General features: G+C 72.5%; 27 protein-coding genes. 16 read left to right on the forward strand and 11 right to left on the reverse strand.

What is annotated here, in order from left to right; translation table 11 throughout:
- The first annotated feature begins 49 nt into the window (after nt 1–49).
- Together dapE and OG245_RS25415 are read left to right on the forward strand one after the other, a co-directional pair.
- Nucleotides 50–1,129 carry a succinyl-diaminopimelate desuccinylase gene (gene dapE, locus OG245_RS25410; protein WP_371625758.1) on the forward strand — a complete coding sequence of 360 codons (1,080 nt, stop codon included), beginning with the start codon at nt 50–52 and terminating at the stop codon, nt 1,127–1,129.
- Nucleotides 1,130–1,244: 115 nt separating this feature from the next.
- On the forward strand, nt 1,245–2,030 hold the full coding sequence (locus OG245_RS25415) for a TIGR00730 family Rossman fold protein (RefSeq protein WP_371625759.1): 786 nt from the start codon (nt 1,245–1,247) through the stop codon (nt 2,028–2,030).
- Between the two features lie 126 nt (nt 2,031–2,156).
- Here OG245_RS25415 and folP read toward each other — a convergent pair whose 3' ends face one another.
- Nucleotides 2,157–3,029: a dihydropteroate synthase gene (gene folP, locus OG245_RS25420; protein ID WP_371625760.1), complete on the reverse strand. Its 873-nt coding sequence runs from the start codon at nt 3,027–3,029 to the stop codon at nt 2,157–2,159.
- A gap of 76 nt (nt 3,030–3,105) precedes the next feature.
- On the opposite strand from folP, the gene OG245_RS25425 reads away from it, so the two are divergent.
- Entirely contained in the window at nt 3,106–3,558 is a 453-nt protein-coding gene (locus tag OG245_RS25425) for a DivIVA domain-containing protein (protein WP_371625761.1), read from the forward strand.
- Complete coding sequence (locus OG245_RS25430; RefSeq protein ID WP_371625762.1) at nt 3,555–4,151, forward strand: DNA-3-methyladenine glycosylase I; 597 nt, start codon at nt 3,555–3,557, stop codon at nt 4,149–4,151. Before OG245_RS25425 ends, OG245_RS25430 begins: the two co-directional genes overlap by 4 nt.
- 7 nt (nt 4,152–4,158) lie before the next feature.
- Here OG245_RS25430 and OG245_RS25435 read toward each other — a convergent pair whose 3' ends face one another.
- On the reverse strand, nt 4,159–4,971 hold the full coding sequence (locus OG245_RS25435) for an enoyl-CoA hydratase/isomerase family protein (RefSeq protein WP_371625763.1): 813 nt from the start codon (nt 4,969–4,971) through the stop codon (nt 4,159–4,161).
- Nucleotides 4,972–5,286: 315 nt separating this feature from the next.
- On the opposite strand from OG245_RS25435, the gene OG245_RS25440 reads away from it, so the two are divergent.
- The gene (locus OG245_RS25440; protein WP_003966491.1) at nt 5,287–5,454 is read left to right on the forward strand and encodes a DUF3117 domain-containing protein; all 168 of its coding nucleotides are present in this window, start codon (nt 5,287–5,289) and stop codon (nt 5,452–5,454) included.
- Nucleotides 5,455–5,592: 138 nt separating this feature from the next.
- Here OG245_RS25440 and OG245_RS25445 read toward each other — a convergent pair whose 3' ends face one another.
- Nucleotides 5,593–6,258 (reverse strand): O-methyltransferase, encoded by a 666-nt coding sequence (locus tag OG245_RS25445; RefSeq protein ID WP_097871002.1) that lies wholly within the window; start codon nt 6,256–6,258, stop codon nt 5,593–5,595.
- A 178-nt stretch (nt 6,259–6,436) separates the two neighbouring features.
- Between OG245_RS25445 and sigE the strand changes: the two genes are divergently transcribed.
- The 5 genes from sigE (at nt 6,437) to OG245_RS25470 (ending at nt 11,632) form a co-directional block, all read left to right on the forward strand.
- Entirely contained in the window at nt 6,437–7,198 is a 762-nt protein-coding gene (gene sigE / locus OG245_RS25450) for an RNA polymerase sigma factor SigE (RefSeq protein WP_176726485.1), read from the forward strand.
- Entirely contained in the window at nt 7,195–8,250 is a 1,056-nt protein-coding gene (locus OG245_RS25455) for an anti-sigma factor (protein WP_371625764.1), read from the forward strand. The genes sigE and OG245_RS25455 overlap by 4 nt, the downstream gene beginning before the upstream one ends.
- Before the next feature lie 89 nt (nt 8,251–8,339).
- Nucleotides 8,340–10,226, forward strand: a complete 1,887-nt coding sequence (locus tag OG245_RS25460) for a trypsin-like peptidase domain-containing protein (RefSeq protein ID WP_371625765.1) — start codon at nt 8,340–8,342, stop codon at nt 10,224–10,226.
- 119 nt (nt 10,227–10,345) lie between these two features.
- Nucleotides 10,346–10,846 carry a sec-independent translocase gene (locus OG245_RS25465; protein WP_371625766.1) on the forward strand — a complete coding sequence of 167 codons (501 nt, stop codon included), beginning with the start codon at nt 10,346–10,348 and terminating at the stop codon, nt 10,844–10,846.
- Between the two features lie 126 nt (nt 10,847–10,972).
- Nucleotides 10,973–11,632 carry a hypothetical protein gene (locus OG245_RS25470; protein WP_371625767.1) on the forward strand — a complete coding sequence of 220 codons (660 nt, stop codon included), beginning with the start codon at nt 10,973–10,975 and terminating at the stop codon, nt 11,630–11,632.
- Nucleotides 11,633–11,774: 142 nt separating this feature from the next.
- Here OG245_RS25470 and OG245_RS25475 read toward each other — a convergent pair whose 3' ends face one another.
- The 3 genes from OG245_RS25475 to OG245_RS25485 are packed head-to-tail and all read right to left on the reverse strand — an operon-like array spanning nt 11,775 to nt 14,788.
- On the reverse strand, nt 11,775–12,908 hold the full coding sequence (locus OG245_RS25475; protein ID WP_371625768.1) for an Mrp/NBP35 family ATP-binding protein: 1,134 nt from the start codon (nt 12,906–12,908) through the stop codon (nt 11,775–11,777).
- 43 nt (nt 12,909–12,951) lie between these two features.
- Complete coding sequence (locus OG245_RS25480; protein WP_371625769.1) at nt 12,952–13,512, reverse strand: DUF1003 domain-containing protein; 561 nt, start codon at nt 13,510–13,512, stop codon at nt 12,952–12,954.
- Nucleotides 13,499–14,788: a magnesium transporter MgtE N-terminal domain-containing protein gene (locus tag OG245_RS25485; protein WP_371625770.1), complete on the reverse strand. Its 1,290-nt coding sequence runs from the start codon at nt 14,786–14,788 to the stop codon at nt 13,499–13,501. The genes OG245_RS25480 and OG245_RS25485 overlap by 14 nt, the downstream gene beginning before the upstream one ends.
- A gap of 245 nt (nt 14,789–15,033) precedes the next feature.
- On the opposite strand from OG245_RS25485, the gene OG245_RS25490 reads away from it, so the two are divergent.
- The gene (locus tag OG245_RS25490; protein ID WP_371625771.1) at nt 15,034–15,804 is read left to right on the forward strand and encodes a hypothetical protein; all 771 of its coding nucleotides are present in this window, start codon (nt 15,034–15,036) and stop codon (nt 15,802–15,804) included.
- A 20-nt stretch (nt 15,805–15,824) separates the two neighbouring features.
- On the opposite strand, the gene OG245_RS25495 is transcribed toward OG245_RS25490, so the two are convergent.
- Both OG245_RS25495 and OG245_RS25500 read right to left on the reverse strand, forming a co-directional pair.
- A complete protein-coding gene (locus tag OG245_RS25495; protein ID WP_371625772.1) occupies nt 15,825–16,361 on the reverse strand; it encodes a hypothetical protein in 537 nt (178 codons plus the stop codon).
- 49 nt (nt 16,362–16,410) lie between these two features.
- Nucleotides 16,411–17,538, reverse strand: a complete 1,128-nt coding sequence (locus OG245_RS25500; RefSeq protein ID WP_371625773.1) for a magnesium and cobalt transport protein CorA — start codon at nt 17,536–17,538, stop codon at nt 16,411–16,413.
- A 445-nt stretch (nt 17,539–17,983) separates the two neighbouring features.
- On the opposite strand from OG245_RS25500, the gene OG245_RS25505 reads away from it, so the two are divergent.
- Nucleotides 17,984–18,568, forward strand: a complete 585-nt coding sequence (locus tag OG245_RS25505) for a suppressor of fused domain protein (RefSeq protein WP_371625774.1) — start codon at nt 17,984–17,986, stop codon at nt 18,566–18,568.
- Between the two features lie 34 nt (nt 18,569–18,602).
- On the opposite strand, the gene OG245_RS25510 is transcribed toward OG245_RS25505, so the two are convergent.
- The gene (locus OG245_RS25510; protein WP_371625775.1) at nt 18,603–19,841 is read right to left on the reverse strand and encodes an MFS transporter; all 1,239 of its coding nucleotides are present in this window, start codon (nt 19,839–19,841) and stop codon (nt 18,603–18,605) included.
- 180 nt (nt 19,842–20,021) lie between these two features.
- Between OG245_RS25510 and OG245_RS25515 the strand changes: the two genes are divergently transcribed.
- The 3 genes from OG245_RS25515 to OG245_RS25525 all read left to right on the forward strand — a co-directional run bounded on the left by OG245_RS25515 (nt 20,022) and on the right by OG245_RS25525 (nt 22,507).
- Nucleotides 20,022–20,699, forward strand: coding sequence for a DUF6758 family protein (locus OG245_RS25515; RefSeq protein ID WP_371625776.1), 678 nt, complete (start codon nt 20,022–20,024; stop codon nt 20,697–20,699).
- 98 nt (nt 20,700–20,797) lie between these two features.
- Nucleotides 20,798–21,673, forward strand: coding sequence for a PHP domain-containing protein (locus OG245_RS25520; protein WP_371625777.1), 876 nt, complete (start codon nt 20,798–20,800; stop codon nt 21,671–21,673).
- Nucleotides 21,674–21,901: 228 nt separating this feature from the next.
- Nucleotides 21,902–22,507, forward strand: coding sequence for a MarC family protein (locus tag OG245_RS25525; protein WP_371625778.1), 606 nt, complete (start codon nt 21,902–21,904; stop codon nt 22,505–22,507).
- A gap of 117 nt (nt 22,508–22,624) precedes the next feature.
- Here OG245_RS25525 and OG245_RS25530 read toward each other — a convergent pair whose 3' ends face one another.
- Nucleotides 22,625–22,777 (reverse strand): hypothetical protein, encoded by a 153-nt coding sequence (locus OG245_RS25530; RefSeq protein WP_007446805.1) that lies wholly within the window; start codon nt 22,775–22,777, stop codon nt 22,625–22,627.
- 207 nt (nt 22,778–22,984) lie between these two features.
- Between OG245_RS25530 and OG245_RS25535 the strand changes: the two genes are divergently transcribed.
- Nucleotides 22,985–23,896, forward strand: coding sequence for an NYN domain-containing protein (locus OG245_RS25535; protein ID WP_371625779.1), 912 nt, complete (start codon nt 22,985–22,987; stop codon nt 23,894–23,896).
- Nucleotides 23,897–23,963: 67 nt separating this feature from the next.
- On the opposite strand, the gene OG245_RS25540 is transcribed toward OG245_RS25535, so the two are convergent.
- A complete protein-coding gene (locus OG245_RS25540; protein WP_371625780.1) occupies nt 23,964–24,821 on the reverse strand; it encodes an alpha/beta fold hydrolase in 858 nt (285 codons plus the stop codon).
- Between the last annotated feature and the right edge of the window lie 125 nt (nt 24,822–24,946).

The following is a 24,946-nucleotide window of genomic DNA, read 5'->3' on the forward strand; positions in this document are numbered from 1 at the left end:
CTGGAGGGCCCGGCCGGGGCCGGTACCCAAGTCCCTTAGGGTCGGGCCCATGGCCGACAACACCCTTGACCTCACCCTGGACGGACCGGCGCTCACCGCCCGGCTCGTCGACTTCCCTTCGGTCAGCGGAGAGGAGAAGACCCTCGCCGACGCGATCGAATCGGCCCTGCGCGCCCTGCCCCACCTCACCGTCGACCGCCACGGCAACAACGTCGTCGCCCGGACGAACCTGGGCCGCGCCGAGCGCGTCGTCCTCGCCGGGCACATCGACACCGTGCCGATCGCCGACAACCTCCCCTCCCGCCTCGACGAGAACGGGATCCTCTGGGGCTGCGGGACCACCGACATGAAGTCCGGCGTCGCCGTCCAGCTCCGGATCGCCGCGACGGTCCCCGAGCCCAACCGGGACCTGACCTTCATCTTCTACGACAACGAAGAGGTCGCCGCGCACCTCAACGGCCTCGGCCACGTCGCCGAAGCCCACCCCGACTGGCTCGCCGGAGACTTCGCCGTCCTGCTGGAGCCCTCCGACGGCGAGGTCGAGGGCGGCTGCCAGGGCACGCTCCGGGTCCACCTGCGCACGACGGGGGAGCGGGCCCACTCCGCGCGCAGCTGGATGGGCCACAACGCCGTCCACGCCGCCGCCCCGATCCTCGCGAAGCTCGCCGCGTACGAACCCCGCCTCCCGGTCATCGACGGCCTCGAATACCACGAGGGCCTCAACGCCGTCGGCATCGAGGGCGGCGTCGCCACCAACGTCATCCCGGACGCCTGCACCGTCGTCGTCAACTACCGCTACGCCCCCGACCGCACCAAGGAGGAGGCCATCGCCCACGTCCGCGAGGTCTTCGCCGACTGCGGCGTGGCCGAGTTCGTCGTCGACGACCACTCCGGCGCCGCCATGCCCGGCCTCTCCCACCCCGCCGCCCAGGCGTTCATGACCGCCGTCGGCGGCACCGCCAGGCCCAAGTTCGGCTGGACCGACGTCTCCCGCTTCGGCTCGCTCGGCGTCCCCGCGGTGAACTACGGCCCCGGCGACGCGATGTACGCCCACAAGCGCGACGAGCACGTGGCGGTCGCGAAGATCACCCACTGCGAGGACCGGCTGCGCTCCTGGCTGACCGGCTGACCGGCTGACCGGCGGACGCACGGCATTCCCCCGCACGTAACCTCCGCCGATCTACGCTGGCCGTACGCAGTACGACACGACCCAGCGCGACGCGGGTCGGTGGAGGGAGCGGAACATGGGCAACGCCGAAGACGCACGGATCCCCGAGGGTGCGGAGGTTCCCGAGGGCGCGGTCAGCCCCGGGGAACAGTGGCTGGGCCCGGTCCTGCGCCGCAGGGAGCAGGTCCAGCCCGGCACGACCGACCAGCGGCTGCTGGACTCCGAGGGCGATTCCGAGTGGGTGCACACCGACCCCTGGCGGGTGATGCGCATCCAGTCGGAGTTCGTCGAGGGCTTCGGCGCGCTCGCCGAACTGCCGAGCGCGATCAGCGTCTTCGGCTCGGCCCGCACCCCGGACGGATCACCGGAGTACGAGGCCGGGGTCCGGATCGGCAAGGCACTGGTCGACGCGGGCTTCGCGGTGATCACCGGCGGCGGTCCGGGCGCGATGGAGGCGGCCAACAAGGGCGCCCGGGAGGCGAAGGGCGTCTCGGTCGGCCTGGGCATCGAGCTGCCCTTCGAGTCGGGCCTCAACCCGCACGTCGACATCGGCGTCAACTTCCGCTACTTCTTCGTCCGCAAGACGATGTTCGTGAAGTACGCCCAGGGCTTCGTGGTCCTGCCCGGCGGCCTCGGCACCCTGGACGAACTCTTCGAGGCGCTGACCCTCGTCCAGACCGGCAAGGTCACGCGCTTCCCGATCGTCCTGTTCGGCACGGCCTACTGGGGCGGCCTGATCGACTGGCTCCGGGACACGGTGGTGGCCCAGGGCAAGGCCTCGGAGAAGGACCTCCTGCTCTTCCACGTGACGGACGACGTGGAGGAGGCGGTGGCACTGGTCACGAAGGAGGTCGGGCGGTGACCGTTCTCGGCCCGTCCGGCGATTGAGGACATCGGTTCCAGCCCCTCCGGTGCTGGGGGAGCGGGGTCCGGGGCGGCGCCCCGGACCCCGCCGCCGGCCGGGCGGCGGCGGGCAGGCCCTCAGGCCCTACGCCAGCCCCCGCCGAGCCACGGCCGGCGGCCGATGCCCGGCGATGGACGCCACCATGTCCAGGACCTGCCGCGTCTCCGCCACCTCGTGCACCCGGTACACCCGCGCCCCCAGCCACGCCGAGACCGCCGTCGTCGCCAGCGTGCCGATGACGCGCTCCTTCACCGGCCGGTCCAGCGTCTCGCCCACGAAGTCCTTGTTGGACAGGGACACCAGCACCGGCCACCCGGTCTCCGCCATCTCCCCGAGCCGCCGCGTCGCCTCCAGCGAGTGCCGGGTGTTCTTCCCGAAGTCGTGACCCGGATCGATCATGATCCCGTCCGGCCGCACCCCGAGCTCCACCGCACGCTCGGCCAGCCCCACCGTCACCCGCAGGACGTCCGCCATCACATCCTCGTACGCGATCCGGTGCGGCCGGGTCCGCGGCTCCGCGCCGCCCGCGTGCGTGCACACGAGGCCCGCCCCGTACCGCGCCGCGATCTCCGCCAGCTTCGGGTCGACCCCGCCCCACGCGTCGTTCAGCAGGTCCGCACCGGCCTCGCAGACCGCCTCGCCGACCTCGTGCCGCCAGGTGTCCACGCTGATCACCACGGACGGGTGACGGCGGCGGACCTCGGCGACGAACCCGACCGTGCGGCGCGCCTCCTCCTCGGCGCTCACCTCGTCGCCGGGACCCGCCTTCACCCCGCCGATGTCGATGATCGCGGCGCCCTCGGCCACCGCCTGCTCGACCCGGGCCAGCGCCGGCTCGTCCCCGAAGGTGGCGCCCTGGTCGTAGAAGGAGTCCGGGGTCCGGTTCACGATCGCCATGATCACCGGCTCGTGCGGACCGAATTCCCGCCGCCCCAGCCTGAGTGCACCGCTGCGCATCCCGTCTTTCCTCCTCAGATAGCCCGCCTGCGACCCTACGGCCTTATCGGGTCGGGCCCCGACTTGTCCGTGCCGCATGGCACGATCGGAGCCGGACGAGGTTTCCGCCCCCGGGGAGATGCGCGTGTTCTGGTTCTTGCTGCTCACGATGGTCGTGGTCGTCACCGCCGTCACCCTCGCGGTGGTCGGAGGCGGGGGGAGCGCGGTGCTCCAGGACGTCCCGCCCGACCGGTTCACCGATCCGCTGCCCGCGACCCGTCCGGTCGGCCGGGCGGACATCGAGGCGCTGCGCCTGCCGATGGCCCTCCGCGGCTACCGGATGGCCGACGTCGACGAGGCGCTCTCCCGGCTCGGCGCCGAACTGGCCGAGCGCGACGCCCGGATCGCGGAGCTGGAATCCTCCCTGGCCGGAGTGCAGGCCGCAGCGGTGACGACGGGCACCGATCTGTTCAAGCAGCCCGGCGACCGGCCCGCGGATCCGGGCGGCCACGCGAACGGCCCGGACCGCGCCGAGGAGGACGGGCGATGAGCGGCGCGGCCGTGGCGGGCCCCGACGGCGGGCTGCGCTGCCCGTGGGGCCTGTCCGCCGAGGACTACCTCGCCTACCACGACACCGAGTGGGGCAGGACGGTCCACGGGGACGACGCCCTGTTCGAACGGCTCTGCCTGGAGGCCTTCCAGTCGGGGCTCTCCTGGATCACGATCCTGCGCCGCCGCGAGACCTTCCGTACCGCGTTCGAGGGATTCCGGATCGGGGCCGTCGCGAAGTTCACCGACGCCGACCGGGAGCGGCTCCTGGCCGATCCGGGGATCATCCGCAACAGGGCCAAGGTCGACGCGACCCTCGCCAACGCGAAGGTGCTCGCCGACTGGCCGGAAGGGGAGCTGGACGAGCTGATCTGGTCCTACGCCCCCGATCCGGCCGGCCGGCCCGCCCCGCGCAGCCTCTCGGACGTCCCGGCCGTGACGCCGGAGTCCACCGCGCTCGCCAAGGCGCTGAAGAAGCGCTCGATCCGCTTCGTGGGCCCCACCACCGCCTACGCGCTGATGCAGGCCTGCGGGCTGGTCGACGACCACCTCGCGGACTGCGTGGCGCGCGGCGGCGGGGGCGCGGCGCGCTGAGCCGCCGCTACTTCCCGAGGTAGACCGGCTTCTCCTTGGCCAGGAACGCCTCCACCGCGATGGTGTGGTCCTGCGACGCGCCCGCCCGGGTCTGGAGCTCGTCCTCCTTCTCCAGCGCCTCGGCGAGCGTGTGCCCGGCGCCGTAGGCCATCGACTCCTTCAGTGCCGCGTACGCCACCGTGGGGCCCTCCGCCAGGGCTCGGGCCACCGCCGCGGCCTGTTCGGCCAGCTCGGCCGCGGGCACGACCCGGTTGACGATGCCCAGCTCCAGCGCCTCCTGCGCGGAGACCGACCGCGGGAAGAACAGCAGATCGGCGGCGCGGCTCTGCCCGACCAGCCGGGGCAGGGTCCAGGACACGCCCGAGTCGGCGGTGAGTGCGACGCCCGCGAACGAGGTGGTGAAGGAGGCGGTGTCGGCGACCACCCGGTAGTCGGCCGCGAGCGCGAATCCGAAGCCGGCCCCGGCCGCGACGCCGTTCACTCCGGCGACGACCGGCTTCGCCATCCCGGTGATCGCCCGCACGATCGGGTTGTAGTGCTCCCGCACGGTGCTCAGCGCGTTCCCGCCGCCGGCGTCGCGGGTGGCCGTGAGCGTGGCGACGTGCTCCTTGAGGTCCTGGCCGACGCAGAAGGCGCGCCCGGTGGCCGTGAGCAGCACCGCCCGGACCCCCGCGTCCGCCGACGCCGCCAGCAGCGCGTCCCTCAGAGCGACCTTCGCCGCGGTGTTCATGGCGTTCATCGCGCCGGGTCGGTTGATCGTGATCGTCGCGAGACCTTCGCTCACGTCGTACAGGACGGTGTTCGCCGGCTCGTCGGCCATTCCGGTATCCCCTCGCTGCTCGGGCATCGTTGCCACGTCAGGCAAGCATGGCCGATCCGGAGCTGGGCAGAGATGTGACCTGCGTCTAACAATTGGCTCTCACCTGGGGGTCCGGGGCGGCGCAGTATCGCAGCCGGATCGCCGAATTGGGTGGTTTTGAGAGAGCGCGTTGCGCAAGCGATGCAGACCGATGTTGGTCATCGGGGTCATTGATGCGGGATAATGGCGAAGAAGCAATGTGTTCGATGCCGGTGAGGCAGCGCCTGTCATGGGGCCGCCGGTTGCGATGAGCTGGTTTCAGGAAGGGGAACGAGCATGGCGGCCATGAAGCCGCGGACGGGCGACGGCCCGCTCGAGGTGACAAAGGAGGGGCGGGGCATCGTCATGCGCGTTCCGCTCGAAGGCGGCGGTCGGCTTGTTGTCGAGCTGACTCCGGACGAGGCCGATGCCCTCGGCGACGCGCTGAAGAAGGTCGTCGGCTGACGCGGAACGCCCATCACCTTCACCCCTGCCCGGTACGGATCTCTGTTACGGATCTCCGTGCCGGGCAGTGGTGCGTCCTGCCGGGGTTCTCCGTGCCCGCCCGGGGTTCCGCCCGCTCAGCCGCGCGGTTCCGCCCGTTCAGCCGCGCCGGACCGCGCAGAGCAGGCCGTCGCCGACCGGCAGCAGGGTCGACATCAGCTCCTGGCTCTCGCGCACCGCCCGCAGCAGGTCCCGCAGCCGCAGCACCTCGGGCGGCTGGGCCGCGGAGTCGACCGTGCGGCCGTCGGCGAAGACGCCCTCGAAGCAGACCAGCCCGCCGGGCCGCAGCAGGCGCAACGATTCAGCGAGCACATCGAGGCTCTCCAGCCGGTCGCCGTCACAGAAGACGAGGTCGTAGCCGCCGTCCGCGAGCCGGGGCAGGACGTCCAGGGCGCGGCCGGGAATGAACCGGGCCCGGTTGGTGGCGAAGCCCGCCTCGCGGAACGCCGCACGGGCGAACTGCTGGCGCTCGGGCTCGGGGTCCACCGTGGTCAGGACTCCGTCCGGCCGCATTCCGTGCAGGAGGTAGATGCCGGACACGCCGGTGCCCGTGCCGATCTCCGCGACCGCTTTGGCGTCGGCGGCGGCTGCCAGCAGGCGCAGCGCGGCGCCGGTGCCCGGTGACACCGAGCGAAGCCCCAGCTCGCAGGCCCGCTCCCGGGCCCCGTGCAGTGCTTCGTCCTCGGCGACAAAGGCGTCGGCGAACGCCCAGCTCGTCTGCCGGTTGGCGGTGATGACCCTCTCCTGTCCCCGTAGTTGGCGCAACGGTGACTGTATCCGCTGGACCCGGGAACCCGCAGATGGGACCGGGCGTTGTGCATGCAGTGGGGAAAGCGCAGCGAGCAGGTCCGCGGATCGGACCGGCGAGCTGCGGGAAAGTCCCGGGTGACGCCCGGCCCCAGCAGGGAAAAAGGCTTATCCGGAGCTAACGGGCGAGGTGGCTATGGTAGGGGCTCCACTGGACACCACCAGAGCCGATAGGGGAGGTGCGGCTGCGCCTGTGGACCGGGGAGGGATGCTGCGGCGTCTCCTCAGGTCGGCCGGTGAGCCGAAATCCGTGACCGACATTGCTGACCGTTCTTCCGAAGACTCCGCACCAACCGCGACCTTCGCCTCTGATGCGGATTCTCAGGCGTGGACCCCGCCCTCATGGGAAGAGATCGTCAGCACGCACAGCGGTCGTGTGTACCGCCTCGCCTACCGGCTGACGGGAAACCAGCACGACGCCGAGGACCTGACCCAGGAGGTCTTCGTCCGGGTGTTCCGCTCGCTGTCGACGTACACGCCCGGCACCTTCGAGGGCTGGCTCCACCGCATCACCACCAATCTCTTCCTGGACATGGTCCGGCGCAAGCAGCGCATCCGCTTCGACTCGCTCGGCGACGACGCGGCCGAGCGCCTGCCGAGCCGTGAGCCGTCCCCGCAGCAGGTCTTCAACGACACCCACTTCGACGCCGACGTGCAGCAGGCGCTGGACACCCTCGCGCCCGAATTCCGTGCGGCCGTGGTCCTCTGCGACATCGAGGGCCTCAGCTACGAGGAGATCGCCGCGACCCTCGGGGTGAAGCTCGGCACCGTCCGCAGCCGTATCCACCGCGGCCGCTCGCACCTGCGCAAGGCGCTCAAGCACCGTTCGCCCGAGGCCCGCGCCGAGCAGCGGTCCCTGGCGGACGCGGTCCTGGCGGGGGAGGGCGGAACGGCGTGAGCGGCACAGGACCCACCCCCGCGGAAGCGCACCTGGGGGACCGACTCGCCGCGCTGGTCGACGGCGAGCTGAAACACGACGCCCGCGAGCGGGTCCTGGCCCACCTGGCGACCTGCGCCAAGTGCAAGGCCGAGGCCGACGCCCAGCGCCGCCTCAAGAGCGCTTTCGCCATGTCCTCCTCCCCTTCGCCCTCCGAGGGGTTCCTGGCCCGCTTGCAGGGCCTTCCCGGGGGTCCTGGCGGCGACGACACCGGCTCCGGCGGACCGTTCGGCGGTCGGGGGCCCTTCGCCGACGAGTTCTTCCCCGGGCTGCGGCCCTCCGGCGGCAGCACCCGCACCGACACCGCGTCCTCCCCCCTGGACGGCTTCGGCTACCTCCCCGCCGCCCACGGCTCCACCGCAGTGCTGCCCGGCGGCCCCGCCTCCGGTTCGGTCTTCCGCATACACGACGTGGCCCGCGACGCGGACCGCTCGCCCTGGCGCGGGCGGCGCTTCGCGTTCGCCGCGGCCAGCGCCGTCTCCCTCGCGGCCATCGCGCTGGGCGGCACCCTGCCGCTGGGCTCCGGCCCCGAGCCCTCCCTGCGCGCCGAGGGCGCCGGCAACAACGTCACCCCGCTCGACGCCGCGACCCGTGCCGAGAACGGCGCGAAAGCGGTAAGCCGCCGGGGCGGCGGCGCCCTCGCGGTGACCGGCGACGGCCGGGCGGCCGAGCGGCCCGGTTTCGGCACGGCCCCCGCCGGGACGAACCGGGTGCCCTCGACGCTCAGCGGTGCGACACCGGTGGTTCCGTCCGTCACCCCTCCGGTGAACCGGCAGGGCCCGCCGACCGCCCCGCCGCTGTTCGGCGTGCAGGCCGCGGGCGGGCACCCCTTCACGCTCCCCGTGCTGAACGTGTCCGTGTCGCCACTGATACGCCCGGCGATGTCCGGCAGCGGCACCCCGCTGCTGGCGGCGGCGCTCGGCGGCGGTGCGACACCCAAGGCGGTCCCCTCCTCGGTGGCCCCGGGCTCGCCCGCCAACGATCTGGCGAGCCCGCTTTCCCCCCGGCCCTGACCGGGCCCTGCGCGGGCGTTCGCAAACCTGGTTGAATTCCGGTGAGGGACGCCTCGGTGGGGCGTACAGAGGCCAGTTGCGGGGAGAGCATGGACGACGGGAAGCCCACCGGGCCGCAGGCGAAGTGGTGGAGCCGCCCCACGGCGGGGCGTGCCGAGCGCACGGAGCCGGACAGCGGGCCGGCCCCGTCCGACGCTCGGCCGGGCCCGGCCGAGGACCGCGAACCGACGGCCCCGGACCCGGCCACGACCCCGGCCCCGGCCCCGGCTCCGGATCGCATGGCCCCGGCGCCGCCTTCCGACCTCGCGGGCCGGCCGGAGGAGCACGCAGGCCAGGAGGTTCCGCGGCCCCGCCCGTCCGGGGCCCCGCTGCACGAGCCCGACGAGTACAGCACCCCGCCCTACGGCGGCCCCGGCCCCTGGGCGCCCGCCCCGCCGGTGCAGCGGCCCACCCCGGCCCACGGCACCGTCGTACCGCCGGGGGCCGGAACACCGGCCCCGCCGTACGCCGGGACGAACGGCGCCGGAACCCCGCCCCCCGCGCCGGCGCCCGCCCCGGCCCCGGCCCCGGCGCCGCGATCCGCTCCCGCCGACGCCTTCACGCCCCCGGGGTCCCACGCGCAGGCCCACGCGCCTGCCCAGCACACGGTGGCCCCCGGGGCCCACGCCGCCCACGCACCGCAGCCGCCGCACGGAGCCCCCGAGCAGCCGCCGCACGGAGCCCCCGAGCACCAGGGGCAGCACCCCGCGCCGCACCCGCGGGCGCAGCAGCACACGCAGTGGCTCCAGTACGACCCGTGGGGCGCTCCCGGGCAGCCGCTGACCCGTCCGGGACCGCCCGAGGGCGCCGAGCCCGGCCGCGGGAAGAAGCGCCGTGGCGGGGCGTTCATGGGGGTGCTCCTGCTCACCCTGGTCGCCGGCGGCATCGGCGGCGGCGTCGGCGCGTACATCGAGCGCAACGGCGGCCTGACCACCGTCGAGCTGCCGCAGGCGGGCCGCGACACCGGCGACCGGGCCCCCGACAGCGTCGCGGGCATCGCCGCCAGCGCCCTGCCCAGCGTGGTCACCCTGCATGTCAGCGGCACCGCCGAGTCCGGCACGGGCACCGGCTTCGTCCTCGACGGCCAGGGCCACATCCTCACCAACAACCACGTCGTCGCCCCGGCCGGGACCAGCGGCGACATCACCGTGACGTTCAGCAGCGGCGAGACGGCGTCCGCCGAGCTCGTCGGCAAGGACAGCGGCTACGACCTCGCGGTCGTCAAGGTCCGCGGGGTCTCCGGACTCAAGCCCCTGCCGCTCGGCAACTCCGACAACGTCCAGGTCGGCGACCCGGTGGTGGCCATCGGCGCCCCCTTCGACCTGTCCAACACGGTGACCTCGGGCATCATCAGCGCCAAGCAGCGGCCGATCACCGCGGGCGGCGAGAAGGGCGACGGCAGCGACATCAGCTACGTCGACGCCCTCCAGACCGACGCCCCGATCAACCCGGGCAACTCCGGCGGACCGCTGGTCGACACCCAGGCCCACGTCATCGGCATCAACAGCGCCATCCGCGCCGCCGACAGCGCCAAGGGCCCCGAGGCGGGCGGCCAGTCCGGCTCCATCGGCCTCGGCTTCGCGATACCCATCAACCAGGGCAAGCGCGTCGCCGAGGAGCTGATCAGCACGGGCAAGGCCACCCATCCCGTCATCGGCGTCACGCTGGACATGAAGTACACCGGCGACGGGGCCAAGGTCGGCACGGAGGGCGCCGACGGCGCGCCCGCCGTCGCGAAGGACGGCCCCGCCGCCCGGGCGGGCATCCGGTCCGGCGACGTCATCACCCACGTCAAGGGCCAGCGGGTGCACAGCGGCGAGGAGCTGATCGTCAAGATCCGGGCCCACCGCCCCGGCGACGAGCTCGACCTCAAGCTGACCCGCGGCGGCGAGGAGCGCACGGTGACCCTGACGCTCGGCTCGGCGAGCGGCACGTGACGTCCACCGCGAGGTACCGCCCGGACACCTTCGACAGGTACCTTTGACCGGTCCGGGCAGCTGGGAGACCCGGGCCGCGATCGCACGGAGAACACGCGGAGAACACGAGGAGCAACAAGGTGTTCAATGACATTGGCGCACTGGAGCTGTTGACGCTCGGGGTGCTGGCCGTGCTGGTCTTCGGCCCCGACAAGCTGCCCAAGCTGATCCAGGACGTCACGCGCACCATCCGTAAGATCCGCGAGTTCTCCGACAGCGCGAAGGAAGACATCCGCTCGGAGCTGGGCCCGCAGTTCAAGGACTTCGAGTTCGAGGACCTCAACCCCAAGACGTTCGTCCGCAAGCAGCTGATGGACGGCAACGACGACCTGGGGCTGAAGGAGATCCGCGAGAGCTTCGACCTGCGCAAGGACCTGGCCGACGTCACCGACGCGGTCAACGGGCGCACCCCGACCGCGTCCGATACCGCCAACAGTGCGGCGAACGGCTCGGCGGGCGCGTCGTCGGACGGCACGGTGACCAGCCTCACCAAGACCGGCGACACCGCCCCTGACCTGCTGAAGAAGACCCCGCAGCAGACGCAGCCCGAGCGCCCGCCGTTCGATGCGGACGCCACCTGACCCCCGGTCAATCCCGACTCGTCCGGACGGTATGGCTATTCTCCATCTGTCCGGTTGCGAGGATGCCCAAGCCCGCGGGGGGCGGGCCGCTCCGGATCATGACTGATCGAGGAGGCGGCCGCGCAGATGGAGACGACGAGTCGGATTGATACGGACGGTGTCCCGGGCACGGCCACGGCGGAGGAGGGGCCGGCGACGCGGCGTGCCGTCGACGGCTACCGGGAAGCGACCTTCCCCTGGTACGGGCTGGACGAGGCCTTCACCGGCCCGCGCTGGCTGATGCAGGTCGGCACCGCCGCGGACGGCACGGTGCAGCACGGCGCGACCGGGCACGGCGACGAGCCGTCGGTGAAGTCGGACGGTTCCACCGACAAGGAGCGGTTCGCGGCGGTGATCACCGTGGCCGCGAGCCCGGTGAGACGCAGCGGCGACGGTACGGGCGTGCTGGACGCCACCACGGTGTCCTCGGCGGCCTGGCTCGCGGGCTCCGGCCTGCTGGCGTACACCTGGCCGCCCCAGATGGACCACACCCTGCGCGACGACTGGCTGGACCAGCAGACCGAGACGGCGTTCACCCTCGCCGACGACCTCGGCAGCGCGCCCTGGACGACGCTCTCCCTCCCGGTGGACGGCGTGCCGGTGGAGTTCCACTACCGGGAGTCCGAGTTCGGCTGGATCCTCGCCGGATCCGCCCACGAGGGCGTGCACATCGGCGCTTACGGGCGGGGGATGAGCGCGTACGGCCTCGGCTTCGCGGCCATCAAGGACATCGGGACGTACGCGTAGCGACGCGACAGCCGGGACGTGCGCGCGGCGACCCGCCCCGCGCGGCCCGGGCGAAGCGACCCGCCCCGCGCGGCCTGCGCGCGGCGACGCGACAGGGCGGGCCGGATGACCACCGGCCCGCCCTGTGCCGCCCCGAGGAGCGTCAGAACTTGTTGCGCGGGGTGATCCCCAGCGACATGCCCGACAGGCCGCGCTGACGGCCGCCCAGCTTCTGCGCGATCGAGCGCAGCGCGCTGCCGGCCGGGGAGTCGGGGTCGGACAGGACGACCGGCTTGCCCTCGTCGCCGCCCTCGCGCAGCCGTACGTCGATCGGGATCGAGCCGAGCACCGGCACCTCGGCGCCGACGGTCCGCGTCAGCCCCTCGGCGACCCGTGCGCCGCCGCCCGAGCCGAACACGTCGACCATCTCGTCGCAGTGCGGGCACGGCATGCCCGACATGTTCTCCACCACGCCGACGATCTTCTGGTGGGTCTGCACGGCGATCGAGCCGGCCCGCTCGGCCACCTCGGCCGCCGCCTGCTGCGGGGTCGTGACGACCAGGATCTCCGCGTTCGGCACGAGCTGTGCGACCGAGATCGCGATGTCGCCGGTGCCCGGCGGCAGGTCGAGCAGCAGGACGTCCAGGTCGCCCCAGAACACATCGGCGAGGAACTGCTGGAGCGCCCGGTGCAGCATCGGACCGCGCCAGACCACGGGCGCGTTGCCCGGGGTGAACATGCCGATGGAGATGACCTTCACACCGTGCGCGGACGGCGGCATGATCATGTTCTCGACCTGGGTGGGCTTGCCGTCCGCACCGAGCATCCGGGGCACGCTGTGCCCGTAGATGTCCGCGTCCACGACGCCGACCTTCAGCCCGTCGGCCGCCATCGCCGCGGCGAGGTTCACCGTCACCGACGACTTGCCGACGCCGCCCTTGCCGGAGGCGACCGCGTACACCCGGGTCAGCGAGCCGGGCTGGGCGAAGGGCACCTCCCGCTCGGCGGTGCCGCCGCGCAGCGAGTTCGCCAGGTCCTTGCGCTGTTCGTCGCTCATGACGTCGAGGGTCACCTCGACCCGCGAGACGCCCTCGACCCGGGCGACCGCCTCGGTCACGTTCCGGGTGATCGTCTCGCGCATCGGACAGCCGGAGACCGTGAGATACACCGTGACAGCGACTACACCGTCAGGATCGATCTCGACCGATTTCACCATGCCCAGCTCGGTGATCGGGCGGTGGATCTCCGGGTCGTTCACTGTCGCCAGTGCCTCAAGCACCGCGTCTTCCGTAGCCATACGGACGATGTTACGGCGCGGAGCGCTACGGGCGGGTAGCTCTTCAGCGGTCGCCTTCGTCACTCTCGGCCGGGAAGCGCCCCTGCCGGTCCTCCAGGTCCCTCACCATGTCCTGGAGCTCCGAGCGGATCCAGTCCCGGGTGGCGACCTCGCCCAGGCCCATGCGCAGCGCCGCGATCTCCCGCGTCAGGTACTCGGTGTCGGCGATGGAGCGCTCGTTCTGCTTGCGGTCCTGCTCGTGCGTGACCCGGTCGCGGTCGTCCTGACGGTTCTGCGCCAGGAGGATCAGCGGCGCGGCGTAGGAGGCCTGGAGCGACAGCATCAGCGTCAGGAAGATGAACGGGTACTGGTCGAAGCGCAGGTCCTCGGGCGCGAAGATGTTCCAGAGCACCCAGACGATGATGATCAGCGTCATCCAGACGATGAACCGCCCGGTCCCCAGGAACCGCGCGATCCGCTCCGAGAACCGGCCGAACGCCTCCGGGTCGTACTCCGGCAGCAGCCGCCGGCGCGGGTCCTTCGGCTGGTCCAGCCGGGTGCGCGGGGGCCGCACCAGGCCCGAGGCGCCGGTCGACGCCGCCTTCGCCCGCTCATCGCCCGCCATGACCGATCCCCTCCTCCCCGTGCAGATCCGTCTCGCGCCAGTCGTCCGGCAGCAGGTGGTCCAGGACGTCGTCCACGGTCACCGCGCCCAGCAGCGAACCGGTCTCGTCCACGACGGGCACCGAGACCATGTTGTACGCGGCGAGATAGCTGGTGACCGTCGGCAGCGGGGTGTCCGGCGACAGCGGCACCAGGTCGCTGTCGACGATCGAGCTGACCAGGGTGAACGGCGGGTCGCGCAGCAGCCGCTGGAAGTGCACCGTGCCCAGGTACTTCCCGGTCGGGGTGTCGTCGGGCGAGCGGCACACGTACACCTGCGCGGCGAGCGCCGGGGACAGGTCCGCCTGCCGTACGCGGGCCAGCGCGTCGGCCACCGTCGCGTCGGGCAGCAGCACGATCGGCTCGGTCGTCATCAGACCGCCCGCCGTCCGCTCCTCGTACGACATCAGACGGCGGACGTCGGCGGCGTCGTCCGGCCGCATCAGCGCCAGCAGCCGCTCCTTGTCCTCCTCCGGCAGCTCGGACAGCAGGTCGGCCGCGTCGTCGGGGTCCATCGCCTCCAGGACGTCGGCGGCCCGCTCCTCGGCGAGCTTGCCGATGATCTCCACCTGGTCGTCCTCGGGCAGCTCCTCCAGCACGTCGGCGAGCCGGTCGTCGTCCAGGGCGGCGGCGACCTCCGCCCGGCGTTTCGGCGAGAGGTGGTGCAGGGCGTTCGCCACGTCGGTGGGCCGCAGCCGCTCGAACGTGGCGACCAGGCTCTCCGCGCCCTGGCCGTGCTCGTCCAGCGAGAAGCCGCTGACCGCCGACCACTCCACCGTCAGGGTCTCGCCCTTGCGGCGCAGCGCCCCGCCGCGCCCCTTGCGGACGAAGTACTTGTCGATCTCCCAGTCGCGGCGGGCCGGCAGCTGCTGGATGGCCACGTCCAGGACGGTGACCTCCTCACCTTCCTCGCCGTGGCCCTCCACCAGCCGCACCCGCCGGTCCAGGAACTCGCCGAGGACGAGACGTTCGGTGGGCCGCTGTTCGAAGCGCCGCATGTTGACGACGCCGGTGGTGATGACCTGGCCGGACTCGACGCCCGTCACCCGGGTCATCGGCAGGAAGATCCGCCGGCGGCTGATCACCTCGACCACCAGGCCCAGGATGCGCGGCGGACGGCCGCCGACCCGCAGCATCGCCACCAGGTCGCGGACCCGGCCGACCTGGTCCCCGTTCGGGTCGAAAACGGGTACACCGGACAGGTGCGAGACGAAGACCCTGGGGGTGACTGCCGCCATCCTCGGCCTCCTTCGTCCGTCCGTGTCCACCGTGCCGTCACGTTCCGCGGGAAGGCCCGCGTCCGCCCGTCCCGGCCCGCCGCCGCGGACCAGCGGGTTTCGCCGGTACGCCGGGATCAGGCTAGCCCGTAACCCCGCTCCGCGCCCCGGCGGACCCGTCCGCACGGCTGGCTGCCGGACGGTGCGCGCCGCCCGGGTACGCTGCCGTCTGCCACCCCCGATCGCCGTTGAGAGGCAGTGCGCCCGTGACCTCTTCCGCCCCGGCCGTGCGGAACCACCGCCGGACCGCCCTCGCTCTCGTGCTGTGCGGAGGGCTCACCGCGGCCCTGGCCGCCTGCGGCACGGAGGAGGACCCGGACAAGGGGACCAACGGCGTCGCCAGACTCCCGGCCGCCGAGATCGACGAGAAGGCCAGAGCGGCGGCCGGAGCGGCGAGCGCCGTACGCCTGTCGGGCACGCTCGTCAGCAAGGGCGGCACCTACCGGCTGGAGATGCAGCTCAACGCGGAGGGCGGCATGGGCTCGGTGACCTCCAAGAAGCAGAGCTTCGCCCTGCTGCGGGTCGACGACGAGCTCTATCTGAAGGCGCCCGCCGCGTTCTGGACCCACGAGGAGAGCGGCGTCGGCGAGGGCGGGTCCTCCGACGTGGCGGCCGCCGACAAGCTCGGCGGCAAGTACGTGAAGGTCCCCGAGGACGACCCGAGCTACCGCCAGCTGCGCGGCTTCACCGACAAGAAGGTCCTGCTCGACGGGCTCCTCGCGCTGAACGGAAAGGTCAACAAGGGCGGCCGGGACACGGTCGCCGGGCACCGCACCATCCAGATCCTGGGCGGCAAGGGCGAGGGCGGGGCGTTCGACGTATCGCTGGAGGACCAGCCGTATCCGGTCCGGGTGGCCCGGGGCGGCGGCGGGGGCACGGTCACCCTGGCCGACTGGGGGCAGGCCTTCCCCCTGGAGGTGCCCGAGGAGGACGACACCGTCGACTACGGCGGCCAGCTCCCCAAGTCCTCCGGCTGAGCCGGGACGGGGCCGCCGGCTCAGCGCTTCCCGCGCCGCTTCAGCAGCAGCCGGGGGAGCGCCGCCGGGGCGGGCCGCCGGGTGGTGGCCCCGGTCGGCAGGGGGACGGCCGCCAGCGAGGTGTCCGGCAGCGCGGTGCTGACGGTGTCCGGCGTCAGCCGCACCACGGTGCACTCGCGCGCCCACCGCTCCGTCATCGACTCGGCGTCCGGCGCGTTCAGCCGCTTGCCCTTCAGCTCGGCGACCGCCGCCTCCCACTCCTCGGAGCGCGGCGGGAGGAGACGTACCGCCGCGGTCCAGGCGACGATCCGGCCGCCCTTGTCCTTGCTGCGTACGGTCACCTCGGCGCGGCCGCCGTCGGCCAGGCCCTCGGGCAGCGGCTGCTCGCCCCGGCCGCCGCCGACCAGGTGTGCCGCGCCGTCGTGCCAGACGTGCCAGACGGCACGGGCCGGCCCGTCGCCCCGCACCCAGACGAGGCCGGACTTCTTCGTGGCCTCCTCGACGAGGGCCCTCTCCAGCAGGGCGGCGGCGGTATCGGGCGCGGCGGCGTCAGTCATGGGCGCGAGCTTAGACCGGTCGGTCCCGCCCGGCGTCCGGCGCGGGCGCTCAGAGCCAGCCGTTGCGCTTGAGGATGCGGTGGATGGAGAAACAGACCGCCCCGATGACGCCGAGCACCAGCGGATAGCCGTACTTCCACTGCAACTCGGGCATGTGGTCGAAGTTCATGCCGTAGACGCCGCAGATCATCGTCGGCACGGCGATGATCGCCGCCCAGGAGGTGATCTTGCGCATGTCCTCGTTCTGCGTGACGGTCGCCTGCGCCAGATTGGCCTGGAGGATCGAGTTCAGCAGTTCGTCGAAGCCGAGGACCTCCTCCTGGACCCGGGCGAGGTGGTCGGCGACGTCGCGGAAGTACTTCTGGATGTCGGGGTCGATCAGCCGCATCGGACGCTCGCTCAGCAGCTGCATCGGCCGCAGCAGCGGCGAGACGGCCCGCTTGAACTCCAGCACCTCGCGCTTGAGCTGGTAGATCCGGCCCGCGTCCGAACCGCGCGGGCTGCCCTTGGCCGGGGTGGAGAAGACGTCGATCTCCACCTCGTCGATGTCGTCCTGCACGGCCTCGGCCACCGCGATGTACCCGTCGACCACATGGTCGGCGATGGCGTGCAGCACGGCGGAGGGGCCCTTGGCGAGCAGTTCCGGATCGTCCTGGAGGCGGTGGCGCAGGGCGCGCAGGGAGCCCTGGCCGCCGTGCCGGACGGTGATGACGAAGTCCCGGCCGGTGAAGCACATCACCTCGCCGGTCTCCACGACCTCGCTGGTCGCGGTCAGTTCGGCGTGCTCCACGTAGTGGATCGTCTTGAAGACGGTGAACAGCGTGTCGTCGTAACGCTCCAGCTTGGGCCGCTGGTGGGCGTGGACGGCGTCCTCGACGGCCAGCGGGTGCAGCCCGAACTCCCGGGCGATGCCCGCGAACTCGGCCTCGGTAGGCTCGTGCAGACCGATCCACGCGAAGCCGCCCTCCTCCCGCACCTGGAGCATGGCCTCGTGCGGCGTCGGGGCCGCGGGCGTCGCCAGCCGGCGGCCGTCGCGGTAGACGGCGCAGTCGACGACGGCGCTGGAGGCGGACGGGTCGCGCGTGGAGTCGTACGCGCTGTAGGGGGCGCTGTTCTTACGGAGGGACGGGCGCAGGGACGGGCGCACGGCGGCGCGCAGGTCACGGATCATCGACATGGCTGGCTCCTTCACGGAGGGCCGTCGGCGAGGGCGTGGAACAGCCCGGAACGAGGACGTGAGCTCACGTCCGCAAAGCGGGCGGCACCGCGCGGGCGCGATGACGGCGTTCGCTACAGACAGGCAAAAACGAAGGGCTCTTCCGTCGCGCGAACTGCTGTCGAGGAGTCATCCGGACACGACGGCGATGTCGGCACCGGGCGACCGACGAGGCGTCGGATCAACGGGAAACGCGAGGCGCGGAAGAGCGGTTGGTACTGCACGGTCGACTTGGATCCATAGCAGTCCCCACCTCCTCCGGCCGGTCCCCCGTGGGGGACGACGTGTCGTCGGGACGAAGAAGAGCGACGCTTCTGCGTGCTGTCCCGACCGGCGGTCAGGCTATCAGCCACCCGAGGCCCAATCCCGTACTTTGCCCATTCCCTACGCGATCTATGCTCGCGGCATGGCAGAAATTCTCGCTCTGGTCGAGGCCCGGCTCGTCTCCGCCCTCGGGGAACCGGACGCCCGCGCCGACGTCACGTTCCTGGGCACCGACCGCATCGAGGTGCTGCGCTTCCTCGACGGCGACGTGGTGCGCTACGCGACGCTCGGCATGTCCGGTCAGCCGATGGCCGACCCCACCTCCCCGCTCGCCGACCCGGTGAAGGGCCCCCGCGCCGAGCTGGTCCTGTCCGTACGGGGCGGGCTCGCCGACACCGACCAGGTGCTGCGCCCGCTCGCCGTGCTGGCCGCGTCCCCGCAGGTCGAGGGGTTGATCGTGGCCGCCGGCGCCTCGCTGGACCTGGGGGAGCCGCTGTGGACCGGGGCGCCGTTCACCTCGGTGCTGGTCGCGGAGTCCGGCGGTCTGGTGGAGGACCTGGAGCTGGACGAGCCGATGGACCCGGTGCGCTTCCTGCCGCTGCTGCCGATGACGCGCAACGAGGCCGCCTGGAAGCGGGTGCGCGGCGCGCAGGAGCTCCAGGAGCGGTGGCTGACGCACGGTACGGACCTGCGCGACCCGCTGCGCACGTCCGTACCGCTGGACTGACCGGCTGCGCGTGGTCGTACCGCCGGCCCGACGGTCAGTCGGCGAAGACCGCCACGCCGTCCTCACGCGCGTGGACCGGCTCCAGCTCCTCGGCCTCGTGGGTCAGCGCCGTACGCCGTACGCCCACGACCGCCGCTCCGACGAGGGCGGCGAGCGCGGCCACCACGAACGGGATGTGGACGTCGGTCCACTCCTCGATCTTCGGGGCGAGGAAGGGGGCGGCCGCCGCCGCGAACCAGCGGACGAAGTTGTATCCGGCGCTCGCCACCGGTCGCGGTGCGTCCGAGACCCCGAGGGCCAGTTCGGTGAAGACGGTGTTGTTCATGCCGATGAACGCGCCGGAGACGATCGTGGCGACGACGGCCGTGCCGTGGCTGCCGTATCCGAGGACCAGCAGGTCGGCGGCGAGCAGCACCAGGGAGGCGCCCAGCACCTTCAGCGAGCCGAAGCGGCGCTGGAGACGCGGGGCGACCAGCACGGAGAAGACGGCCAGCAGCAGGCCCCAGGCGAAGAAGACCGCGCCGGACCTGTACGGGGTCATGTCCAGCACGAACGGTGTGAAGGCCAGGATCGTGAAGAACGCGTAGTTGTAGAAGAACGCCGAGGCCGCGACCGAGGCCAGCCCGCCGTGCCCCAGCGCCTTCACCGGGTCGAGCAGTGATGTCCTGCGCGCGGGCTTCGGCTGCTCCTTGAGGAACGCGGCGATGCAGAGGAAGCCGATCGCCATCAGCACCGCCGTGCCGAAGAAGGGGTAGCGCCAGCTGGCGTCCCCGAGCAGCGCGCCGAGCAGCGGCCCGCACGCCATGCCGAGGCCGAGCGCCGACTCGTACAGCAGGATCGCCGCCGCGCTGCCGCCCGCCGCCGCCCCGACGATCACCGCGAGGGCGGTGGAGACGAACAGCGCGTTGCCCAGGCCCCAGCCGGCCCGGAAGCCGACCAGTTCGGCGACGGAGGACGAGGTGCCGGAGAGCGCGGCGAAGACGATCACGAGGGCGAGGCCGGCCAGCAGGGTCCTGCGGCCGCCGATGCGGCTGGAGACGAAGCCGGTGACCAGCATCGCGAAGGCGGTGATCAGGAAGTACGAGGTGAACAGCAGCGACACCTGGCTCGCCGAGGCGTCCAGCCCCTGGGCGATGGACGGCAGGATCGGGTCCACCAGGCCGATGCCCATGAAGGCCACCACCGAGGCGCCCGCCGTGGCCCAGACGGCCTTCGGCTGGCGCAGGATGCCGCCTCCCGTCGCTCCTTCGTCGAACGGATCCTCTCCCTGCATGGGTCTCTCCTTCTCCTCCGGCGTCTCCGGAGGTCTTCGCTCCGGATCGATGCGTTATGCACAGAATAAGTTAGGCAAGCTAATGAGTGCAAGCTACACCTATTTTCCCCGGTCAGGGCCACGCTGCGGACGGGTGATCGTCCTTGACGCGAGGACCGGCGGGGAGGACGGTGGGTCCCTATGAGGGGCGAACCCAGTTGCCCGAAGTGCGGTGGCCGGGTCAGGGCGCCCGGTCTCTTCGCCGATGCCTGGCAGTGCTCCGCGCACGGCCAGGTCCATCCGATGCAGCCGGTCATCCCGCCGAGCGTCGAAGGTCTCGGCGTCGTGGTGCACCGCGCCCAGGTCCCCGTCTGGATGCCCTGGCCGCTCCCCGTGGGCTGGCTGTTCACCGGGGTCGCCAGCGCGGGCGACGACCGCAGCGGCGGCCGCGCGAGCGCCCTGGCCTGCTCCGGGCCCGGACCGCTGGGCGGGATGGGCGAGCTGCTGCTGGTCGCCGAGGAACTGGGCGTCGGGCTCGGCGCGCGGTACGCGGGAATCGACGGCCCTGACCCCGGTCCCCACCTGGACGTCGACTCCGCACCCGACGCCAAGGTCCACGCCGCCGGCCGCCCCACCCCCCTCTGGCACGTCCGTAACGCTCCGCCCGACCGCGCCGTCTTCGCGGGCGAGGCGCGCGGGCTGTGGCTCTGGGCGATCCTGTGGCCCGAGCAGTCGGGGCTGCTGATGTACGACGAGCTGGTGCTGACCGACCTGCGGGACGCCGGAGGAGAGGTGGACCTCGTCCCCTGCGGTGCGCTCACCCCCCGCCTGCTCGCCGCACCCGAGGCGCCGCCACGGCAGGCGACGGGCGAGCGGTAGATCACGCCGGACCGGGGGCGATCGCGACCGGACGCCCGGCGCGCGGCGGTTATCCTTGAGCGGTCCCCGTCCGTCAGCGAGCCCCGGAGTCACGCGTCGTGCGCATCGACCTGCACACCCACTCCACCGCTTCGGACGGCACGGACACCCCCGCCGAGCTGGTCGCGAACGCCGCCGCCGCGGGGCTGGACGTCGTCGCCCTCACCGACCACGACACCGTGGGCGGCCACAAGCAGGCCATCGACGCGCTGCCCGAAGGGCTCACCCTCGTCACCGGCGCCGAACTCTCCTGCCGCGTCGACGGCGTGAGCATGCACATGCTGGCCTACCTCTTCGACCCCGCCGACGCCGAGCTGGAGCGCGCCCGGGAACTCGTCCGCGACGACCGGGTGCCGCGCGCCCGGGAGATGGTCCGCAAGCTGCGCGCCCTCGACATCCCCATCACCTGGGAGCAGGTCGCCCGGATCGCCGGGGACGGTTCGGTCGGCCGCCCGCACGTCGCCGCCGCCCTCGTCGAACTCGGCGTCGTGCCCACCGTCTCCGACGCCTTCACGCCCGACTGGCTGGGCGACGGCGGCCGGGCGCACGCCGAGAAGCACGAGTTCGACCCCTTCGAGGCGGTCCGCCTGGTGAAGGCGGCGGGCGGGGTCACCGTCTTCGCCCACCCGGCCGCCGTGAAACGCGGCGCGGTGGTCCCCGAGTCCACCATCGCCGCGCTCGCCGAGGCCGGCCTCGACGGCGTCGAGGTCGACCACCTGGACCACGACGAGCCCACCCGCGCCCGACTGCGCGGCCTCGCCCGCGAACTGGGGCTGCTCACGACCGGCTCCAGCGACTACCACGGCAGCCGGAAGCCCGTCGAGCTCGGCGCGTGCACCACCGACCCCGAGATCTACGGCGAGATCACCCGGCGCGCCACGGGAGCCTTCCCGGTGCCGGGCGCCGGCGGAGCCGGTCCCCGACAGGGCCTCTGATCCTTCCCGTCCGCCGCCCTGCGGGCGACGACGGGAACGGCCGGACAGGCCCCGGAGCCTCCGGCGGACCACGGCCGGACGGCTCCCGGGCCCCCGCTTTCACCGCACCACCTTCTGCACTCCCCGCGCGCCCCCGTGCGTACCGCCGCGTGCCCGACACGGCGACGGCCACCGCCCGGACCCCCGCGCCGCCTCCGTACCGCCCGCTCTTCTCTCGCAAGGCTCACTGTGTTCGACGTCGCTGTCTTCGGATCCCTTTTTCTCACCCTATTTGTGATCATGGACCCGCCCGGGATCACGCCGATCTTCCTCGCCCTCACCGCTGGCCGCCCCGCCAAGGTGCAGCGCAGGATGGCGCTCCAGGCGGTCATGGTCGCGTTCGGCGTGATCGCCGTCTTCGGTCTGCTCGGTCAGCAGATCCTGGACTATCTGCACGTCTCCGTGCCCGCCCTGATGATCGCGGGCGGACTCCTGCTGCTGCTCATCGCGCTCGACCTGCTGACCGGCAAGACGGACGAGCCGACGCAGACCAAGGACGTCAACGTGGCGCTCGTACCGCTGGGCATGCCGCTGCTGGCCGGGCCCGGCGCCATCGTCTCGGTCATCCTCGCGGTGCAGCACGCCGACGGCCTGGGCGGCCAGCTCCCGGTCTGGTCCGCGATCGTCGCCATGCACGTGGTGCTCTGGCTGGCCATGCGCTACTCGCTGGTCATCATCCGTGTGATCAAGGACGGCGGCGTGGTGCTGGTGACCCGGCTGGCGGGCATGATGCTCTCCGCCATCGCCGTCCAGCAGATCATCAACGGCGTCACCCAGGTCATCCAGAACTCCTGAACCCGCCCCGCACACCACAGCGCCCCCGCACGGACGTTCCGTGCGGGGGCGCTTCGTCTTTAGCGGCGCAATGCGGTGAGGCGCGGGGCCTCGACAGGCGTCATGAGCCCAGATGCGTTACGAAGCCGAGCTGTCGGCCGGCCGGATGTAGATGCGCTGGCCCATCGCTGCGGCCTGCTGCACGATCCGGTTGACGGAGGCGGCGTCCACGACGGTGCTGTCCACGGCGGTACCGTCGACGTCGTCGAGTCGCATGATCTCGAAGCGCATAGGGCTTCCCTTCGTCTGATCCTCCTGCTGGAGAACTGCTGGCGCCGGTGGGGCGTCCCACCGGCAAGGCTAGGAACGCGAGGTTTCCCTCGCGTTCCACATGGGTGACAACGGCTTGCCTCCTGCAAACATTCCCTACGCTAAGGAAATTTTTTGGATGTCTAAGTACCCGTCGGTAGTCACGCCACCACAGACCATGAGGTTCGCATGAACGAGGCGGACTCGCAGTCCAGCGGCGAAGCCGGCCTCGGCGCCCGCCTGGACCGCACCAACGAGCTGCTCCAGCGGATGCTCATCGAGGTCTCCAAGACCCCGTCGACGCACGCCATCTTCGTGGACGCCGGCTATGTGTACGCCGCGGCCGGGCTGCTCGTCACCGGCACGGAGGACCGGCGCTCCTTCGACCTCGACGCCGAAGGGCTGATCGAGGCCTTCATCGACAAGGCCCGCACGATCTTCGCGGACAGCAGGCTGCTGCGCGTCTACTGGTACGACGGAGCCCGCCGCCGCATCCACACCACCGAGCAGCAGGCCATCGCCGAACTCCCCGACGTCAAGGTGCGGCTCGGCAACCTCAACGCCAACAACCAGCAGAAGGGCGTCGACTCGCTCATCCGCACCGACCTCGAATCCCTCGCCCGGCACCGCGCGATCAGCGACGCGGCGCTCGTCGGCGGCGACGAGGACCTGGTCTCGGCGGTCGAGGCCGCCCAGGGCTACGGGGCGCGCGTGCACCTCTGGGGCATCGAGGCCGCCGAAGGACGCAACCAGGCCGAACCCCTGCTCTGGGAGGTCGACAGCCAGCGCACCTTCGAACTCGACTTCTGCCGCCCCTACGTCACGCGGCGGCCCGTCACCACGTACGAGGACGACAGCCCGGCCCCGTCCCGGGAGGACGTCCGCTTCGTCGGCGCGCAGATCGCCGCCGCCTGGCTCGCCGCCCGGGGCCGGGAGTCCCTCGCCGACCTGCTGCCAGGCCACCCCTATCTGCCGGGCTCCGTCGACCAGGACCTGCTGGTGGAGGCGGAACGCCTGCTCCAGCACTCGCTGCGCGGCCACGCGCACCTGCGACGGGCGCTCCGCGACGGCTTCTGGCAGCACCTGCAGGCGCAGTACTGACGACAGCGGGGCCGGTGGCGGCGCCCCGGACGGCCGGTGGGACGTGCCGCGGGGCGCCGCCGGCGCGTCAGCCCGCCGGCAGGCCGTCCCAGAAGGCGGCCAGTGCCCGCGCGGTCTCCTGCGGGCGGGCGGTGTTGGGGGAGTGCTCCGCGCCGGCGATCGTGGTGCGGCGGGCGTCGAGGCGCCGCGCCATGGAGTCGAACAGCTCCACCGGCCAGACGTCGTCGCGCTCCCCGGACAGGACGTGGACGGGCAGCCCGACGGCGGCCAGCTCGTCCACCCGGTCCGGTTCGGACGCCAGTTGGGCCCCGGTGGCGATCAACTGGGCCGGGTGGTGGGCGAGCCAGCGGTGGCGCATGTCCGCACCGTCGCCGGTGTCCGCGTCCTGCGGCGGATCGAGCGCCCGCATCGCCTCCCACACCTCGTCCATGGACAGCACGGCCAGCGCGTCGCCCAGCATCTTCACCTTGTCCCGCTGGGCCGCGACGACCTCCGCCGGACCCGAGGACATCAGCGTCAGCGAGCGGAACGGGGTGGTGTCCAGCAGCACGGCGGCGCGGGCGATCTGACCGCCGAGCGAGTGCCCGAGCAGGTGCAGCCCGCCGTCCCCGCCGCCCAGGGCCGCCGCCTGGGCCAGCACATCACGCGCCAACTCGCCCTGGGAGTAGGTTTCCTGACGGTCCGTCCCCTTCGATTCGTACTGACCCCGGCCGTCCACGGCGACCACCCGGTAGCCCGCCGCGCACAGCGGTTCCAGCAGCGCGATGAAGTCCTCCTTGCTGCCGGTGTATCCGGGCAGCAGCAGGGCGGTGGCCCGTGCCGGGGTACGCGGTACGGCGTCCAGGACGGCGAAGTCGCCGCGCTCGGTCGCCAGGACACGGGCGTGGGCACAGGGCGGCGGGACGAAGGTGGGCGGGCGGCTCATACGGCGAGGCTATCGCCGCCGCACCCCTCCTCGCGTCACGGGTGGCCCACCCGGCCCTACAGGCGCCCCGGGCGGCGAAACGGCCCCGGCCCCCGCGTGTGCGGGGGCCGGGGCCGTAGGTGGTG

It is taken from the genome of Streptomyces sp. NBC_01116, from assembly GCF_041435495.1.
GTDB lineage: Bacteria > Actinomycetota > Actinomycetes > Streptomycetales > Streptomycetaceae > Streptomyces.

What these genes read in the sequence shown, in the direction of transcription:
- dapE (WP_371625758.1), top strand. Translation starts at nt 50, where the DNA reads ATGGCCGACAACACCCTTGACCTCACCCTGGACGGACCGGCGCTCACC.
- OG245_RS25415 (WP_371625759.1), top strand. Translation starts at nt 1,245, where the DNA reads ATGGGCAACGCCGAAGACGCACGGATCCCCGAGGGTGCGGAGGTTCCC.
- folP (WP_371625760.1), bottom strand. Translation starts at nt 3,029, where the DNA reads ATGCGCAGCGGTGCACTCAGGCTGGGGCGGCGGGAATTCGGTCCGCAC.
- OG245_RS25425 (WP_371625761.1), top strand. Translation starts at nt 3,106, where the DNA reads ATGGCACGATCGGAGCCGGACGAGGTTTCCGCCCCCGGGGAGATGCGC.
- OG245_RS25430 (WP_371625762.1), top strand. Translation starts at nt 3,555, where the DNA reads ATGAGCGGCGCGGCCGTGGCGGGCCCCGACGGCGGGCTGCGCTGCCCG.
- OG245_RS25435 (WP_371625763.1), bottom strand. Translation starts at nt 4,971, where the DNA reads ATGGCCGACGAGCCGGCGAACACCGTCCTGTACGACGTGAGCGAAGGT.
- OG245_RS25440 (WP_003966491.1), top strand. Translation starts at nt 5,287, where the DNA reads ATGGCGGCCATGAAGCCGCGGACGGGCGACGGCCCGCTCGAGGTGACA.
- sigE (WP_176726485.1), top strand. Translation starts at nt 6,437, where the DNA reads ATGGTAGGGGCTCCACTGGACACCACCAGAGCCGATAGGGGAGGTGCG.
- OG245_RS25460 (WP_371625765.1), top strand. Translation starts at nt 8,340, where the DNA reads ATGGACGACGGGAAGCCCACCGGGCCGCAGGCGAAGTGGTGGAGCCGC.
- OG245_RS25470 (WP_371625767.1), top strand. Translation starts at nt 10,973, where the DNA reads ATGGAGACGACGAGTCGGATTGATACGGACGGTGTCCCGGGCACGGCC.
- OG245_RS25475 (WP_371625768.1), bottom strand. Translation starts at nt 12,908, where the DNA reads ATGGCTACGGAAGACGCGGTGCTTGAGGCACTGGCGACAGTGAACGAC.
- OG245_RS25480 (WP_371625769.1), bottom strand. Translation starts at nt 13,512, where the DNA reads ATGGCGGGCGATGAGCGGGCGAAGGCGGCGTCGACCGGCGCCTCGGGC.
- OG245_RS25485 (WP_371625770.1), bottom strand. Translation starts at nt 14,788, where the DNA reads ATGGCGGCAGTCACCCCCAGGGTCTTCGTCTCGCACCTGTCCGGTGTA.
- OG245_RS25495 (WP_371625772.1), bottom strand. Translation starts at nt 16,361, where the DNA reads ATGACTGACGCCGCCGCGCCCGATACCGCCGCCGCCCTGCTGGAGAGG.
- OG245_RS25500 (WP_371625773.1), bottom strand. Translation starts at nt 17,538, where the DNA reads ATGTCGATGATCCGTGACCTGCGCGCCGCCGTGCGCCCGTCCCTGCGC.
- OG245_RS25505 (WP_371625774.1), top strand. Translation starts at nt 17,984, where the DNA reads ATGGCAGAAATTCTCGCTCTGGTCGAGGCCCGGCTCGTCTCCGCCCTC.
- OG245_RS25510 (WP_371625775.1), bottom strand. Translation starts at nt 19,841, where the DNA reads ATGCAGGGAGAGGATCCGTTCGACGAAGGAGCGACGGGAGGCGGCATC.
- OG245_RS25515 (WP_371625776.1), top strand. Translation starts at nt 20,022, where the DNA reads ATGAGGGGCGAACCCAGTTGCCCGAAGTGCGGTGGCCGGGTCAGGGCG.
- OG245_RS25530 (WP_007446805.1), bottom strand. Translation starts at nt 22,777, where the DNA reads ATGCGCTTCGAGATCATGCGACTCGACGACGTCGACGGTACCGCCGTG.
- OG245_RS25535 (WP_371625779.1), top strand. Translation starts at nt 22,985, where the DNA reads ATGAACGAGGCGGACTCGCAGTCCAGCGGCGAAGCCGGCCTCGGCGCC.
- OG245_RS25540 (WP_371625780.1), bottom strand. Translation starts at nt 24,821, where the DNA reads ATGAGCCGCCCGCCCACCTTCGTCCCGCCGCCCTGTGCCCACGCCCGT.